This window comes from uncultured Nisaea sp. (assembly GCF_963974195.1).
Classification (GTDB): domain Bacteria; phylum Pseudomonadota; class Alphaproteobacteria; order Thalassobaculales; family Thalassobaculaceae; genus Nisaea.
Genome location: NZ_CAXBDC010000105.1, coordinates 1 through 15,203 on the forward strand (window position 1 = coordinate 1; position 15,203 = coordinate 15,203).

The window sequence follows — 15,203 nt, forward strand, 5'->3', positions numbered from 1 at the left end:
GCGACGTGATAGTCCTCCGGCGCGACGAAATTGACACCGACGCTGAGCTTTTCCCTGTCCGCGATCATGTAATGCAGCATGACCTGCGCGAAGGTGTTCTCCGGCGGCTGTGTCCGGATGCTCTGGCCGAGCTGGCGGAGGGTCACGGTACAACCGGGCTCGGGCTTGCTCCCGGTGCAGCCCATCTGTTCCCGGGCACCGGCCATGGCGTCGTTCAGAATCTTGGCCCCGGCATCGACCTGTTTGGCGAAGCCATGGTCGAGCAGTGCCTTCTCGAAGGCCGCAAGCTCGGCGTCGCTGCCGCCTTTCAGCTTTTGCGTAACGCCGAGAGTAGCCGGATTAACCCAGCCGAGGGTCATCATCGGCTCGACATAGACCACGTTCTGCAGCGCCGCGTTACGGGCAATCCAGGCAAGGCTTTCCGCCTTGTGATCGCCGGAGACGGCGCCGAAACGGGCGAATGTGGAGAAAAACTGGTCATGGCCCGAACGCTGCTCCCAGAGCGGGTTTGGCCTGAAATTGCGCATCGAGAGATTATCGGTGATCGTCGCGATGCAACTGTCGCTCGTCGCGGCGTCGCTCATGCGTACCTGGGTTGCCCCGCCACAATCGGGTTTGGCCATCGGCGGGGCATGGGCGCCGCATTCCGCAATCGCGCGGGTGCCGGGATCGTAACAAAGGTGGAGTTCCGGATCCGCGGCCCAGCGGATATAGGCCTCGGCATAGACGGCACCGGAGAGGTGGGTGTGCAGATCCGCGCCTTTCGGCATTGCCTGCAGGAAGGCGCGGGTCAGCGTGCGGTCGCCGCGAATGGCTTCGAAGTGGGCGCTGGTGCGGCCCTCCGGACTATCGGGTGAAATACCGGCGCAGGCGCCAAGCCACAGGGCAAGCGCCAGTATGATCAAGGTGATCCGCATCATCCGGTCCTTCTTTGTGAGGCTGACGTCAGAATATCCGCGGATTAAGCGTTATGCACGTTTATGTTGTCGGCTTGGCGGCTCCAGGGCTGATCCTGTTTCGTTCAGGCGCGGCCTTGTTCGGCGCAATCTTGTTCAGGCGCGGCGGCGCATGCCATCGATGCTCAGAGGGCCGGGGCCGGCGAAAACGAGATAGAGGAACAGGAAGCAATAGAGGATCGCTGCGTCGCCGCCATTGTTTACCGGGAAGAAGTCACGCGGTGCGTGTGCGATCCAGTAGGCGAACGCCATCAGGCCGGAGGCGAGAAAAGCAGCGGGGCGTGTCAGGAAGCCGACGGCAATGAGTGCGCCGCAGATCAATTCTATGAGGCCCGCTGTCCAGGACATGGAGAACGTGGCGGGGGCGTGCCCTCCGGCGGGAAAGCCGAGAAGTTTCTGCGTGCCATGCGCCATGAAGATCAGCCCGGAGACTGCACGGGTAATGCTGAGTATCGTAGGAGCCCAAGGCGTTAACTTGTTCCTCATCTGACCCTGTTCCATCCATATGGGGTGAAGATTTCCGGGACCGTAGCGCATTGCCCGAAGGCTGGCAAAAGCTGTCTCGGCCCTGTTTGACCTGATGCTTCGGCCGGGGTGGAACCGCCTGCCCGGACGCACGTTTACCTTTGTGACGGCATGTTTGCTGTGCCGGCATGCCTGCTGTGACCGTAAATCTGCCAAACCCGAGGCCCGGAGAGTGCGATGCTTCATGAAAGACCGGCGAAAGCCCCGGAGGCGACCTCCGGGACAGACCGGGAGCGCGAGATCAAGCGCCTTGAAAATCTGGCCCATTGGCTGGACAGCCGGTTCCGGATTCCGGGCACCGATATCCGGTTCGGGCTGGATGCGGTGGTGGGCTTGCTGCCGGGGATCGGCGATGGCGGGACGGCGCTGCTCTCTTTTTACATCGTCCACCAGGCACGCCGTATCGGCGCACCCTTGCCCCTGCGTATCCGCATGACCGGGAATATTGTCCTGGATCTGCTGACCGGGGCGATCCCGCTGGTCGGTGACCTCTTTGATCTCGGTTTCAAGGCCAATCGCCGCAACGTGGCCCTGTTGCGGAAGCATTTCTCCGATAAGGCTTCTAGCCTCTGATCTCCGTCCGGGGACTGTCGTCGGGATCGGGCAGCAGGTCCTCTTCTGCTTCGGGAATGTCGGCGGAGGCAGCATGGCGTTCCAGCGAGTCCGTCTCGTTTTCCAGATCGCCTTCCGACATGGTCGCGGCGACGCCGGATTCGGCACTCTCGGCGGCGGCGCTTTCATCGGGGGCCGGCTGAGCCGGTCCGGGCGCGGCAGGGGTGCCATCCATGGAGATAACCGGGACACCCTGGGGGAAAACGATTTCGCGGGCCTCGTCCGGCATGGAGATGTTTTTCTCGATCAGGGCCTTCTTGACCAGTCTCAGGAGGGCGGACCTGATCTTGAAGGCGGAATATGCCCTGCCGTCGAACCAGAAATAAGCCCGCAGGTTCACGGTGGCGCTGCCGAGCGAGTCGACCAGAACAAGCGGCTCCTCCGGTTCTTCCAGAACCGCTGAATGGTCGACGAGAACCTGACGGATGATCTCCTGGGCAGCGGCGATCGAGACATCGTAGCCGATGCCGATCGACAGGAACTCCTGCCGGGCCGGGGCCGCGCTGTAATTCACGATTGTGTTCTTGAACACCGTCGCGTTCGGGATCTGGATGTGATTGCCCTCGCGGGACATCAGCAGTGTGCTGCGGGTATTCATGCTCTGAACCGTGCCTTCCTGTCCGCCGACAGCGATATAATCGCCGCGCCGGAACGGTTGCCGGATGCTGAGCAGAAGGCTCGCCAGGAAATTTTCGGCAATGTCCCGGAAAGCGAAGCCGACGATGATGCCCGCCACCCCGGCGCCGCCGAGGATCGACAGGGCAAGCTGCGTCAGTCCGGCGACCTGCAGGACGATATAAAGGCCGATCAGGAAAACCGGGATCGCGGCCACGCGCGCCATGACGCTGCGCAGGAAGGGGGAGCCGACCCGCGCGCGCAGGAGCCACTCGATCAGGCGGGCCACGAATATGGCGGCGTAAAAGGCCAGTGGTAGGATCACCAGTGCCAGAACGATCAGCGGCAGGCTGGCAAGACCGTTGCGCAGAAGTGTTGTGATCTCGGAAATGGCCGGCCGGAAGGTCCAGTCGATTTCGGGCCTGACGGAAATCCGGTTGACCACGGCGACCACATCCTGGGTCTTGGATGCAAGATCGCGTGCCCAGGCGCGGTGCTCGTCCGATCCGGCTATGCCGTCCAGAAAGACGACACCGTCGGTGGCTTCCACCTCGATGTCGGGATACCAGCCCGTCGCGTGCAGGATGTTTTCGATCCGCGTGGCGATTTCATCGTCGCGCGCCACCGGGGTGACGGCAACTGCCTGCGCGGCCGCGGTCACGTCACCGGATGGGGCGGAGGCGTCCTGAGCACCCACCGGGCTGGCCGGGGCCATAAGAAAAAGCATGACGATAGCGAGTATCGCGGCCACGGCCGCCCGGCGCGGGATGATCATGACCGCTTGGCGATAACCCAAACCCCATGAACGATGCCGGGGATGTAGCCGAGGATCGTGAGCAGGATATTCAGCCAGAAATGACCACCGATACCGACGGTCAGAAAGACGCCGAGAGGCGGCAGAAGGATGGTCAGAAGCAATCGGAGCAAGGTCATGTTGCTTTCCCCCAGGAAATGTTCCAGTTCCCATAATAACGCAGTTCTGGCGATTTGGTTCCCCGAATGGGCGCAAGGGAGCTTTGGCGAGGCTGTCTGCCTGTTCTTCCGCCGGTCTTCCGTAAAGAGCCTCTTGCCAGCCGGGGATCATTGTCGTCGAATGGGTGTCCCACCTCACCAGCCTCTCCCTGGATTGACATGACTGACGAAATCGCGGCTCTCAAACGGGAGCTCTGCCGCATGGTCGATGACCGGCGTGACGAATATATCGGCCTTCTGCGTGATTTTTTGCGTATCCGCAGTGCCAACCCGCCGGGGGACATGCGCGAGGCGGCGGCCTTTGTCCGCGAGGTGCTTGACGGGTTCGGGGTGCCGCACAGGACGCTCGCGGCCCGTGACGACATGCCGAACATCGTTGGCCGCTGGGAGAGTGGAAAGCCGGGCCGTACCCTGGTGCTGAACGGCCATATGGATGTGTTTCCGGTCAGCAAGGAGACACTCTGGGACGCGGAGATTGTCGGCGACCGGATCGTGGCCCGAGGCGCCTCGGACATGAAGACCGGAACGCTTGCCTCGATCCTGACCTATGGCCTGCTGCATCCCTACCGGAACTGGCTTGCCGGCAATCTCACCCTGACCGTGGTGTCGGACGAGCAGTCCGGCGGGCGCTACGGCACCCGCTATCTGTTCGAGGAACATGCCGGCGAGATATCAGGCGATTGCTGCCTGAATGGCGAGCCGAGCGGGCTGTCCACCCTGCGGTTCATGGAGAAGGGCACCCTGCGCTTTGCCCTGACGGCCAGCGGGCCGGGCGGTCATGGCGGCTATCCGCACCGGGCGCATAACCCGATCGAGCAGATCGTGAAGGCGGTTCACGCCATTTATGAGAGCTTTCACCTGAAGCTGGCGGATCTGCCGCCGGAATTCGACGCTATCCTGACATCACCGGACTCTGTCGCGGCTGCCGATGCCGCGCTCGGCAAGGGGGCCGCCGAAAACGCGCGCCGGATTACCGTCAATGCCGGGATCATCGAAGGTGGCGCCAAGGCAACACAAATTCCGACGGATTGCGCCGTCCATCTCGACATGCGTTATCCGGTCGGCGTGGAGTGCAGCGCGATGCGGGCCGAGCTTGAAAGCATTGCTGCGGCCCATGGCTGCAGCATGGTGGTGAACGAGGACCACAGCTATCCCGCCAGCAGCACGGATCCGAACGGCGAGATGGCGACGATCCTGCGCGGCAATATCAAGGATCTCACCGGCAATGACGCCCCGCCCGTCTGCAGCCTCGGCGGCACCGACGCGCGCTACTGGCGCTGGCGCGGCATCCCGGCTGTGATCTGCGGACCGTCCAATCTCAGCATGGGCACGGACGAGGAGCATGTGACGCTCGACGAGGCGATCACGGTCTTCAAGCTGCATATTTGCTGTGCCGCGGACTATCTGGGCGCGGGCGCAAGGTAGCTCATTCGCTGGGCTCACCCGTACTGGGACAGCACCTTGAACAACTGGTCTATCGTGAACGGCTTTGTCAGGACGTCGTTCATGCCGGCTTCCCTGAATTCGGCATGGCGCTCGACAAAAGCCTCCGCCGTGAGGCCGATGATGGGGATGTCGTTGTGGGACGCGGCGGCCCGGATTTCCCGGGTCGCTTCGATCCCGTCCATCTCCGGCATATGGATGTCCATGAAGACGAAATCGGTCTCGCCCCGCATGACTTCATCCACGGCTTCGCGGCCATTTTCGACATGCCTGACGGTCTGCCCGAGCTTTTCAAGGACAGCCGTGACCACCATGGCGTTGATGGCATTATCTTCCGCCACCAGAACCCTGTAGACGGGGAGCGTCTGGTTCTCGCCGGAGGCGGCCATGCTTGTCGCGTTCGAGCTTTCGAGATCTTCCTCGGTGACGATGCCGAACGGGATGAAGACGTCTATCGTCGTGCCTTCCCCGAGCGCGCTTTCGATCCCGATCCGGCCGCCCATCAGCCCGACGATCTGGCTGACAATGGCCAGTCCGAGGCCGGTGCCGCCGAACTTCCGGGTGATCGAGCTGTCTTCCTGGGTGAAAGCCTCGAAAATCGATGCCTGACGATCCGGCGCGACCCCGGTGCCGGTATCGGTCACGGCGAAGTGGATGCCCCGTGTTTTTCCGGCATCCGGCTCTGAGCCCTGTGCGGGGTCCTGACCGGATTCTGTGACCCGGAGCACGACGCTGCCTGCATCCGTGAATTTCACCGCATTGCTGAGAAGGTTCCAGAGAACCTGCCTCAGGCGGACGGGATCGCCGCGCATGTGCGTGGGCGGCAGGATCGTGTATTCGCCCCGGATGGTAAGGCCCTTTTGCCCGGCGGCGGTCTGGAACGGGGTCATGATCGAGGAGAGCAGCTCCTTCAGATCGAATATCGTGTCTTCCAGCTCCATGGCGCCGGATTCGATCCGGCTCATATCCAGCACGTCATTGATGATCGCAAGCAGGGTCCTGCCCGAGGCGACGATGTTGGAGACTTTCCGTTTCTGGTCCGGGTTGAGATCGGTGTCTTCCAGAAGCTGCGCGATGCCGAGCACGCCGTTCAGCGGTGTCCGGATTTCGTGGCTCATGGTCGCCAGGAAGCCGGACTTCGCCTTGTTCGCGGCGTTGGCCCGCTCGACATAATCATGGATGGAGTGGGACATGGTCTCCATGTCCCGGGCAAGGCGGCCGAGCTCGTCATTCGAATTTATGTCTATTCTGGAAATCGGTTCCTGACGGGCGATGGATTCTGCGGCGAGCTTGAGCTTCAGGATCGGGGTGACGAGGAGGCTGCGGGACACCCAGGCGATCATTCCGGCGACGGCAAGAATGGATGCCAGGGAGACGATGATCGTCGCCAGCCGGATGTCCTCGACATCCTTGGAGACCACGGTTTCCGGAACCGTCAGAAAGACGACCCAGTCCCAGTTCTGCTTGGCGAACCGGGTGGCGCTGAATACGGCGTCGTCGCCGGGGGCCGCGTAATGGATTCCGGACAGCTTGCCGGTAACATCGGAGGCAAGTTCCCCCCAGCCGCCGGGAAAGGCTCCGCTCTCGCAGCCGCCACAGAACAGGGCCGTGCCGTCCTGGTCGAAAATCAGAATACGCCGCCCCGTCTTCTCGCTGAGATCCTTGAAATCGGCCGTCGCCTCGGACTTGTACTGATTGACGTAGGAGGCCAGGGCGTTCAGCCCGGTGGATTCCAGGAGCGTGTAGCGGCGGTCGACAAACTGGTCGATCGCGGCTTCAAGCCTCAGGTTCATCGCCTGTTGCTCGGTCCGGTAGAGCACGTCCCGCGAATATGTGAAGGACCAGTAGCCGAACGCGCCCGTTCCCAGCAGGACGATGGGAATGATTGCGGCGATGAATTTCGTGTAGAGGCTCAATTTCCGGGGCCTTGCTGATAAAAAACATTGTCTTGCGCCAGTTCCAGAACCCCTGAGGGAATGACGGCGCCAAGTCTGGTGGCGGTTGCGATGTTTACACCGGCAATAAACCTGCTTGGCCGGGTTACCGGAATTTCCCCGGGATTTATGCCTGACAGAATGGCGCTTGCGGCTTCGGCGGCGGCCCTTCCGTTGAGCTCGTCGGTGGATTGCAGGACGATCATCGCACCCAGGCTGGCATTCTGGATATTGCCGCCACTCACGATGGGGACGCCGGTGGCGATGATATTCTTCACGAAATCGACATTGGATTGATTGGGGCCGGCCACCATCCAGAGGCCGTCAAGAGTGTCTTTGTGTGCGTTGACACTATCCATGGCTAATTCCGTCATCCTGGTGCGCCCCTCGGGGCCGGGAATATAGGGAAAGCCAAGATCGACAAACTCCAGCACGGGAAACTGATGTGCGGCGGCACGCAACTGGGCAGCCTGGCTTGCTGCGGAAGGATATGTTGATCGAGGAATGCCGATGCGGAAAGGGGTATCGCGTTTCGCTGTCTGCAGGATCTGGGAGACCAGGGCAAGTTGTGACTCGACCGGCACGACATGGCTCTGCCCCGTGATGTTCGATTTGCTGGCTTTTCCCATTTCACCGACGAAGCCCTCGCCGACCGGGTCCGTGACAATCATGAAGAGCTGGGGGATTTTCGTGCCCGTCAACAATTCCCGCCCGGCGCGCGTGGCAAGGGTGGCGACTGTCAGGACAAGATCCGGCGGGTCTTGATCCATCGTGGTTTTCAGCAGCTCTTTGGCGCGCTTGAAGTCACCGTAGGCATTCAGGATGGTGTAGGAGACATTCACACCCTCCTGATGCCCCAGATGGCTCATCTCCAGCTGGAACCATGCTGCCGATTTATCCAGGAGAGGGGATGTCAGGGTCTTGAGGATCACGACGTGTTTAAGCGTCTCGTCCGCGGATGCGTTCACCGGAAGCAGCAAAAAGCAGAAACCCAGAATGAAAGATTTCAAGTATGCGCGCGTCGGTCGGCTCCCGGCTGAAGGCATCAGAAAGACCCTAATGATGGCTAATTACTTTGAGGCTGAACCTCTTACGATTGTACGAGCTTCACAAGAAATGCAAAGCACGGAGCTGTGTTCTGCCTGGAATCAAGAGGGTAGGCGGATCATTGCCGGTGAGGCTATCCCGAATCAACCGGCCCCGGCTGCTTCCTGATCGGCATTCCGCTGTTGCCGATCCAGCGGCTGCGAAGCCGGACCCGTTTCTGTAGGCTATACGTGTTTCACCCCCCGCCCCAAACGTCTCCGCGAGTGATGATATGATCCACGATACCGATACCATCCGCGCCAGTGCGCAGTTCCAGAAAGCCACCGACGATCTGCGTGCCGGCCACGACCGGTTCGTCGGCGAGATCATCACCCTGACCGAGATTCCGTCCCCACCCTTCAAGGAAGAGAAGCGGGCGGCGGCCTATGAGGAGATGTTCCGGGCGCTCGGTCTGGAGGATGTGCAGCGTGATGGCATCGGCAATGTCACCGGTCTCCGGCGCGGCCGGGGCAATGGCCCGATCGTCGTGGCGGCGGCGCATCTGGATACGGTGTTTCCGGAAGGCACGGACGTGAAAGTGCGCCGGGAGGGCACCAAGCTGTTCGCCCCCGGTGTCGGCGACGACACGCGCGGACTGGCGGCCCTGCTGGCCTTTATCCGGGCGCTCGATGCGGGCGGGATCGAGACCGAGCAGGACATTCTTTTCGTCGGCGATGTCGGCGAGGAGGGCAAGGGCGATCTGCGCGGCGTGCGCTATCTCTTCACCGAGAACGCCTATCGCGAGCGCATCGCCTCCTTCTTCACCTTCGACGGCATCGAAACCCAGGATCTGGTCACCGCCGGTGTCGGCTCCTACCGCTACAAGGTCGCCTTCAAGGGGCCGGGCGGGCACAGCCTCGGCGCCTTCGGCACGGTGAACCCGGCCTATGCGCTCGGCAGCTTCCTTGTCGGCATGTCGAAGATCGAGGTGCCGGGCGACCCCAAGTCTTCCTATTGCGCCAGCACGTTCAGCGGCGGCACGTCGGTGAATGCCATTCCCGAAGAGGTCTGGACCGAGATCGACCTGCGGTCGGAATCCGCCGAGGTGCTGAACCGGGTGGATGGCGAAGTGAAAGCGCTGATCGACGCGGCGGTCGCGGGCGAGAATGCGCGTGGCGATACCACGAACGGCGAAATCAGCGTCGAGCTCACCCAGATCGGCAACCGCCCGGCAGGCACGACGGCGCACAACACCACCATCGTCGAAGCCAGCGTCGCCGCCATCAAGGCCTACGGCTTCGAGCCTGCTTTCTCCGCCTCCTCAACCGACGCCAATATCCCGATGGCGCATGGTGTCCCGGCGGTAAAATTCTCCCACGGCGGCGCCGGTGGCCGGGCCCATACAGTGGATGAGTGGATCGACGTGGAGCCGGAACTGAGCCTGCGCGGGTTAAATGCCGGTCTGCTGGCGCTGGTCGCTACAGCTGGGTTTGTAGAAGGTTGATCTACTGAAAAGATCCGGGCCGGATAGCTTCTGAGAGCTTGTCCGGCCCGGCAGGGGCTATCTCGCTGCCAACTTCGCTTCCAGCATCTTCTTCACTTCCGGCCATTCCTTGTCGAGGATGGAGAAATAGACCGAATCCCGCAGCGTGCCGTCGGTGTGGATCATGTGCTGGCGCAGGGTGCCTTCGTAGATCGCGCCGATGCGTTTCAGGGCGTTCTGGGACTGCTCGTTCCGGTGGTGGGTCTTAAACTCGACCCGGATGCAGCCGAGCGTCTCGAACGCATGGGTCAGCATCAGGTATTTCGCTTCGGTGTTGATCGGGGAGCGCTGGTAGCGCGGGTTCAGCCAGGTGCTGCCGATCTCGACGCGCGTGTTCTTGGTGTCGATGGTCATGTAGCGGGTCGAGCCCGCGACCTCGCCGCTGGCGACATCGACGGTGACGAAGGGCAGGTCGATGCCTTTTTTCTGATTATCCAGCGCCAGGCGCACATAGGCCGCGACCGCATCCGGGTCCGTGCCGGGCCATGTCCATTTCCAGATCGCGGGATCTTCCGCAGCCTTCTGCAGGGCCGGGATCGCGGCTTCGCTCATCGGCTCCAGGCGGACATGCTTGCCGGTCAGGGTGACGGGTTCGACTTTCATTTCGGATGGTCCTTCAACATGCACGGATAGGTAAAAGGCAAAAGCGGGTCAGACGATGGAGGCGGCCTGTTGCGGCGCGCCGGCGAGGGTGTCGGCGATGACCCCGAGACCGTGGCGCACGATCTTCAGGTCCTTCGGATTGCCGAGGGAGAGGCGGAGACGGTTGCGGCCCGCGCCGGGGGCGGTGGCGAAGACCTGGCCGGAAGAGGCGATCACGCCATGCTCGCCCAGCACGGCCACGGCGTCGCGGTCGGTCCAGGGCTCCGGCAGGGTCAGCCAGAGATGCATGCTGGTCGGGTGACCGGCGAAGGTGAAGCCTTGCAGGATTTCGGCGGCGGCGGCTTGGCGGCCGCGCATTTCGGTGGCCTTTTCCCGCGCCATCGTGCTGGCGATGCCCCGGTCGACCCAAAGCGAGAAGACTTCCGCCATGGCCGGTGAGGCCATCCAGGTGGAGGCTCGCATGGCCCGCTCCAGCTTCGGAACCATGGCGCGGGGGGCGCTGATGCCGCCGATGCGCAGGCCCGGCGCCAGTTGCTTGGCGGCGGAGGTGATGAAGATCGCCTGGTCCGGCAGGTAGTTCGCCAGCGGCGGCGGCGCGTCCGCCACCAGGAAGCGGTAGAGATCGTCCTCGACCAGGATCAGATTGTAGCGTTTCGCGATGGCGGCAATATCCTCGCGCCGGTGTTCCCCCATCACCGCGTTGGTCGGGTTCTGCAGTGTCGGCATGCAATAGAGCGCGCGCGGCGCGAAGTTGCGGCAGGCTTCTTCCAGCGCGTCCGGGCGCACGCCTTCGGCATCCATATCCACCGGCTGGACCTTGAGGCCGAGCATTTCCGCGAGGGGGACAATGCCGGGATATGTCAGCTTCTCGACAAGGATTGTATCCCCCGCCTGCACCAGGGCGGCAAAGGCGGCGAGCATGCCGTTCTGCCCGCCCGTGGTGACAATGGCCCGGCCCGCATCGGTCTCGACGCCAAGGGCGCGCATCCAGTCCGCCGCCGCCTGCCGGTGACGCGGGGCGCCGCCATGCGGGGCGTAGGCCATCAGGTTCATCAGGTCGCGGCTGTCGGCGATTTCCTTCAGGGCATCGGAGAAGGCGTCCCGTTCCGTGGTCCCCATCGGCGGAAAGTTCAGTCCGAAATCGATCCCGCCCCGGTTCGCACCGGCTGGTATCTCGCCCATGTCCCGGCCGATCCGGCGGCGCACGAAGGTGCCGCGGCCAACTTCGCCATCGATCAGGCCGCGCCGCGTGGCTTCCGCATAGGCGCGCGATACCGTGCCGACGGTGACGCCGAGCTGATAGGCCAGCTCGCGGTGTGTTGGCAGTTGCGTGCCCGGTTGCAGGGCGCCGGTGGCAATGTCTTCCGCCATGGCGCGGGCAATCGAGAGATATTTCGGTCCGGGCCGGTCGCTCAGGTCGGGGACCCAGTCCATCGGGCGGCTGTGCATACTTTGTCTCTGTGACAATGTTCCGATTGATCGACGATTGAACCGATATTACGCAGGTATTGGATCGGTTCAATCGTAATATTGTATCGATTGATGGTGGGGTAAATGATGACAATCCGGGTGTGCCGGCTTGGCGCGGCGATGGATTGATGCTGCTGGCTTTGACATGATGCGGGCCGAATGACTGCAACCGGGAAGGATGGATCGTGACTTTTTCTTTCACACGCGCCGAACTCGAAGAGACCGCCCGGCTGGTACATCAGCTCGTGCCGCCGACGCCGCAACATCACTGGCCGCTGCTCTCGCAGCGTGCCGGGGCCGAAATCCACGTCAAGCACGAGAACCAGACGCCGCTCGGTGCCTTCAAGATGCGCGGCGGGCTGGTCTATATGGACAATCTGAAGCGCCGGGAGCCGGACTGTCCCGGCGTGATCACGGCAACGCGGGGCAATCACGGACAGAGCGTCGCCTTTGCGGCGGCCCGGGCCGGGCTGCGCGCGGTCGTCGTCGTGCCGCACGGCAATTCGGTGGAGAAGAACGCGGCCATGCGCGCGCTCGGCGCCGAACTGGTCGAGCATGGCGATGATTTCCAGGCGGCCTTCGAGCATGCGGTCTCCCTTGCCGAGGGCGAGGGATTGCACCTGTTGCCGAGCTATCATCCGGATCTGGTGCGCGGGGTGGCGACCTACGGGCTTGAGCTGTTCACGGCCTGCCCGGATCTCGACCGGGTCTATGTGCCGATCGGGCTCGGCTCCGGCATCTCCGGTGTGATCGCCGCGCGGGACGCGCTCGGCCTGAAGACGCAGGTGATCGGCGTGGTGGCCGAGAATGCGCCGGCCTATGCGCTGTCCTTCGAGCAGAAGAAGCCGGTCTCGACCAACAGCGCGGACACCATGGCGGACGGCGTTGCCTGCCGGGTGCCGGTGCCGCAGGCGGTCGAGGTCATCCTGAAGGGGGCGGAGCGGATCGTCCGGGTGTCGGAGGACGAGATCAAGGCCGCCATGCGGCATTATTTCACCGATACCCACAATGTCGCCGAAGGCGCGGCGGCCACACCTCTGGCGGCTTGCCTGAAAGAGAAAGACTCCAATGCGGGTCAAAAGGTTGCGCTCATTCTCAGCGGTGCCAATGTCGACCTTGCGCTCTATCGCGATGTGTTGATGGGCGCGAAGACACAAGAGGAGACTGCGACGTGACCGAAGAGCTGTTCCGGGATGATTCCTACCTGAAATCCTGCACCGCGAAAGTGCTGGCATCCGGCCCGGACGGGGTGGTGCTGGACCGCACCGTTTTCTATCCGACCGGCGGCGGCCAGCCCGGCGACAGCGGCACGCTTGCCGGTGCGGGCGGGACAATCGTCATCACCGAGGCGGTGAAGGGCGGGGACGGCATCCTGCACAAGCTGGAAGAGGGCGCGGCGGCACCGGCCGTCGGTGACGCGGTCGAAGTCTCGCTCGACTGGGACCGGCGTTATGCCCACATGCGGGTTCACACAGCCCTGCATCTGCTCTGCTCCGTCGTCGATGGCGGCGTGACCGGCGGGCAGATCGGCGCGGGCAAGGGCCGGCTCGATTTCAACATCCCGGGCGAGCGTCCCGAGAAGGAAGCTCTGACCGAGGCGCTGAATGCGGTGATCGCGGGCGATCATCCGGTCTCGCTCTCCTGGATCACCGATGCCGAGCTGGAAGCCAATCCGGATCTGGTGCGCACCATGTCCGTCAAGCCGCCGATGGGCAGCGGCAAGGTGCGGATGGTGAAGATCGGCGATGTCGACTACCAGCCCTGCGGCGGCACCCATGTCCGCTCCACGGCGGAGATCGGCAGCATCCAGATCGGCAAGATCGAGAACAAGGGCAAGCAGAACCGGCGGATCAATCTGACGCTGGTTGAGTGAGTAAACCGTACCAAAAGGAAACAAGGAAATGCGGGTTCCAATTTACCAGATCGATGCCTTTACCGAGAATGTGTTCGGAGGCAATCCGGCGGCCATCTGTCCGCTCTATACCTGGCTGACCGATCCGACCATGCAGTCGATCGCCGCCGAGAACAATCTGGCGGAAACCGCATTCTTCGTTCCCGACGAGACCGGCGAGGCCGATTTCCATCTGCGCTGGTTCACCCCGGTGCACGAGGTCGATCTGTGCGGTCACGCGACACTCGCCAGCTCCGCGCTGATCTTCGACGATCTGATGCCGGACCGTGAGGAGATCAGCTTCAGGACCCGCAGCGGTATCCTGCGCGTACGGCGTGACGGTGACTATTACGTCATGAACTTCCCGAGCTATCCGCCGGCGAAGCGGGACGTCCCGAAAGGTCTGTTCGAAGCCCTCGGTACGGAACCCGTCGCACTCTACCACGCGCCGCAGGAAGAGGAGCGCGACCGGCTGATGGCGGTCTACGAGAACGAGGACCAGATCCGGGCCATCGTTCCTGATATGGGCGGACTGAAGAAACTGCCGACGGTCTCCGTCATCGTCACCGCGCCGGGATGGCAGGTCGATTTCGTCTCCCGCTATTTCGCGCCGAATGGCGGGATCGATGAGGATCCGGTGACCGGCTCGAACCATTGCCTGCTGATCCCCTACTGGGCTGACCGGCTTGGCAAGAAGACGCTGCTCGGCCGGCAGATCTCGGCCCGTGGCGGCGAGCTGAAATGCAGCCTCAAGGGCGACCGGGTGGAGATGGCGGGCAAGGCCGCGCGCTATCTCTCGGGGTATATCGAGATCTGAGGCGGCCCCATCCATGCTCTTTTCCCGGACCCCAATCCGGGACCTGGGTGATCATAGAGCGCCCGTCGATCTGCCAGTGACGGGCTGTACTCATGATCAAAAAGGTCCCGGATCAGGTCCGGGAAAACGAAAAGAAATATCGGCGCCCGAAAATCGGCGTACGTTTCGGGCGCGGTTTGATAGAGGAAGGGCATGCTGTACGACATCGAAAATCATGACCTCCTCTATGACGCCCTGCTCCGGCGGGATCCGGCCTATGACGGCCGGGTTTATGTCGGCGTCACCTCGACCGGGATCTTCTGCCGGCTGAATTGCCCGGCGCGGAATCCGAAGCCCGAGAACTGCCGTTTCTTCACCACGGTCGGTGAGTGCATCGAGTCCGGCTTCCGGCCCTGCAAGCGCTGCAAGCCGGTGGCGACGGCGGCGGAAGCCGATCCGGCGGTGAAAATCCTCGTTGCCGCTTTCGAGGCCGATCCGGCCCGGCGCTGGACCGAGGCGGACGTGATCGCGCGTGGCCTCGACCCTTCCACCGTGCGGCGCAGTTTTAAACGTCAGTTCGGCGTGACCTTTCTTGAAATGGCCCGGCTCAGCCGCCTGCGGGATGGCTTCGTCACCCTGTCCGATGGCGGCCGGGTGATCGATGCGCAGCTTGATGCCGGGTTCGACTCGCCAAGCGGATTTCGGTCCGCCTTTGCCCGGCTGCTCGGCCAGTCCCCCGCCAGCTTCACCGGGGAGGAATTCCTGAAGGCGGACTGGATCGACAGCCCGATCGGCGCGCTGGTCGCGGTCAGCGACC

Annotated in this window: 14 protein-coding genes and 1 pseudogene; 7 read left to right on the forward strand and 8 right to left on the reverse strand. The window is 62.9% G+C overall.

Annotated features, from left to right (window positions below; genetic code table 11):
- Both AAC126_RS18375 and AAC126_RS18380 read right to left on the reverse strand, forming a co-directional pair.
- Window positions 1-920: pseudogene (locus tag AAC126_RS18375) on the reverse strand (hypothetical protein); the annotation flags it as partial.
- A gap of 132 nt (window positions 921-1,052) precedes the next feature.
- Window positions 1,053-1,442: a DoxX family protein gene (locus AAC126_RS18380; RefSeq protein ID WP_339856018.1), complete on the reverse strand. Its 390-nt coding sequence runs from the start codon at window positions 1,440-1,442 to the stop codon at window positions 1,053-1,055.
- Between the two features lie 216 nt (window positions 1,443-1,658).
- Between AAC126_RS18380 and AAC126_RS18385 the strand changes: the two genes are divergently transcribed.
- Window positions 1,659-2,054, forward strand: coding sequence for a DUF4112 domain-containing protein (locus AAC126_RS18385; protein WP_339856020.1), 396 nt, complete (start codon window positions 1,659-1,661; stop codon window positions 2,052-2,054).
- Here the strand turns inward: AAC126_RS18385 and AAC126_RS18390 are convergent.
- A complete protein-coding gene (locus tag AAC126_RS18390; RefSeq protein ID WP_339856022.1) occupies window positions 2,044-3,483 on the reverse strand; it encodes a mechanosensitive ion channel family protein in 1,440 nt (479 codons plus the stop codon). The genes AAC126_RS18385 and AAC126_RS18390 overlap by 11 nt on opposite strands.
- Window positions 3,480-3,641 carry a YqaE/Pmp3 family membrane protein gene (locus AAC126_RS18395; protein ID WP_339856023.1) on the reverse strand — a complete coding sequence of 54 codons (162 nt, stop codon included), beginning with the start codon at window positions 3,639-3,641 and terminating at the stop codon, window positions 3,480-3,482. Before AAC126_RS18395 ends, AAC126_RS18390 begins: the two co-directional genes overlap by 4 nt.
- A gap of 198 nt (window positions 3,642-3,839) precedes the next feature.
- On the opposite strand from AAC126_RS18395, the gene AAC126_RS18400 reads away from it, so the two are divergent.
- Window positions 3,840-5,105, forward strand: coding sequence for a M20/M25/M40 family metallo-hydrolase (locus AAC126_RS18400; protein WP_339856024.1), 1,266 nt, complete (start codon window positions 3,840-3,842; stop codon window positions 5,103-5,105).
- 14 nt (window positions 5,106-5,119) lie between these two features.
- Here AAC126_RS18400 and AAC126_RS18405 read toward each other — a convergent pair whose 3' ends face one another.
- Window positions 5,120-7,039 (reverse strand): ATP-binding protein, encoded by a 1,920-nt coding sequence (locus AAC126_RS18405; protein WP_339856026.1) that lies wholly within the window; start codon window positions 7,037-7,039, stop codon window positions 5,120-5,122.
- Window positions 7,036-8,103 (reverse strand): ABC transporter substrate binding protein, encoded by a 1,068-nt coding sequence (locus AAC126_RS18410; protein ID WP_339856027.1) that lies wholly within the window; start codon window positions 8,101-8,103, stop codon window positions 7,036-7,038. The genes AAC126_RS18405 and AAC126_RS18410 overlap by 4 nt, the downstream gene beginning before the upstream one ends.
- Window positions 8,104-8,375: 272 nt before the next feature.
- Between AAC126_RS18410 and AAC126_RS18415 the strand changes: the two genes are divergently transcribed.
- Window positions 8,376-9,587 (forward strand): M20/M25/M40 family metallo-hydrolase, encoded by a 1,212-nt coding sequence (locus AAC126_RS18415; RefSeq protein ID WP_339856029.1) that lies wholly within the window; start codon window positions 8,376-8,378, stop codon window positions 9,585-9,587.
- 57 nt (window positions 9,588-9,644) lie between these two features.
- On the opposite strand, the gene AAC126_RS18420 is transcribed toward AAC126_RS18415, so the two are convergent.
- Window positions 9,645-10,229 (reverse strand): GNAT family protein, encoded by a 585-nt coding sequence (locus AAC126_RS18420; protein WP_339856031.1) that lies wholly within the window; start codon window positions 10,227-10,229, stop codon window positions 9,645-9,647.
- 48 nt (window positions 10,230-10,277) lie between these two features.
- Window positions 10,278-11,678: a PLP-dependent aminotransferase family protein gene (locus AAC126_RS18425; RefSeq protein WP_339856033.1), complete on the reverse strand. Its 1,401-nt coding sequence runs from the start codon at window positions 11,676-11,678 to the stop codon at window positions 10,278-10,280.
- A 206-nt stretch (window positions 11,679-11,884) separates the two neighbouring features.
- Between AAC126_RS18425 and AAC126_RS18430 the strand changes: the two genes are divergently transcribed.
- The 4 genes from AAC126_RS18430 to AAC126_RS18445 all read left to right on the forward strand — a co-directional run.
- On the forward strand, window positions 11,885-12,874 hold the full coding sequence (locus AAC126_RS18430) for a threonine dehydratase (protein WP_339856035.1): 990 nt from the start codon (window positions 11,885-11,887) through the stop codon (window positions 12,872-12,874).
- A complete protein-coding gene (locus AAC126_RS18435) occupies window positions 12,871-13,572 on the forward strand; it encodes an alanyl-tRNA editing protein (RefSeq protein WP_339856037.1) in 702 nt (233 codons plus the stop codon). The genes AAC126_RS18430 and AAC126_RS18435 overlap by 4 nt, the downstream gene beginning before the upstream one ends.
- 28 nt (window positions 13,573-13,600) lie before the next feature.
- A complete protein-coding gene (locus AAC126_RS18440) occupies window positions 13,601-14,407 on the forward strand; it encodes a PhzF family phenazine biosynthesis protein (RefSeq protein WP_339856039.1) in 807 nt (268 codons plus the stop codon).
- A 192-nt stretch (window positions 14,408-14,599) separates the two neighbouring features.
- A partial coding sequence (locus AAC126_RS18445; protein ID WP_339856041.1) for a bifunctional transcriptional activator/DNA repair enzyme AdaA occupies window positions 14,600-15,203 on the forward strand: 604 nt, incomplete at its 3' end.

What these genes read in the sequence shown, in the direction of transcription:
- AAC126_RS18410 (WP_339856027.1), bottom strand. Translation starts at nt 8,103, where the DNA reads ATGCCTTCAGCCGGGAGCCGACCGACGCGCGCATACTTGAAATCTTTC.
- AAC126_RS18415 (WP_339856029.1), top strand. Translation starts at nt 8,376, where the DNA reads ATGATCCACGATACCGATACCATCCGCGCCAGTGCGCAGTTCCAGAAA.
- AAC126_RS18390 (WP_339856022.1), bottom strand. Translation starts at nt 3,483, where the DNA reads ATGATCATCCCGCGCCGGGCGGCCGTGGCCGCGATACTCGCTATCGTC.
- AAC126_RS18385 (WP_339856020.1), top strand. Translation starts at nt 1,659, where the DNA reads ATGCTTCATGAAAGACCGGCGAAAGCCCCGGAGGCGACCTCCGGGACA.
- AAC126_RS18425 (WP_339856033.1), bottom strand. Translation starts at nt 11,678, where the DNA reads ATGCACAGCCGCCCGATGGACTGGGTCCCCGACCTGAGCGACCGGCCC.
- AAC126_RS18420 (WP_339856031.1), bottom strand. Translation starts at nt 10,229, where the DNA reads ATGAAAGTCGAACCCGTCACCCTGACCGGCAAGCATGTCCGCCTGGAG.
- AAC126_RS18380 (WP_339856018.1), bottom strand. Translation starts at nt 1,442, where the DNA reads ATGAGGAACAAGTTAACGCCTTGGGCTCCTACGATACTCAGCATTACC.
- AAC126_RS18440 (WP_339856039.1), top strand. Translation starts at nt 13,601, where the DNA reads ATGCGGGTTCCAATTTACCAGATCGATGCCTTTACCGAGAATGTGTTC.
- AAC126_RS18400 (WP_339856024.1), top strand. Translation starts at nt 3,840, where the DNA reads ATGACTGACGAAATCGCGGCTCTCAAACGGGAGCTCTGCCGCATGGTC.
- AAC126_RS18395 (WP_339856023.1), bottom strand. Translation starts at nt 3,641, where the DNA reads ATGACCTTGCTCCGATTGCTTCTGACCATCCTTCTGCCGCCTCTCGGC.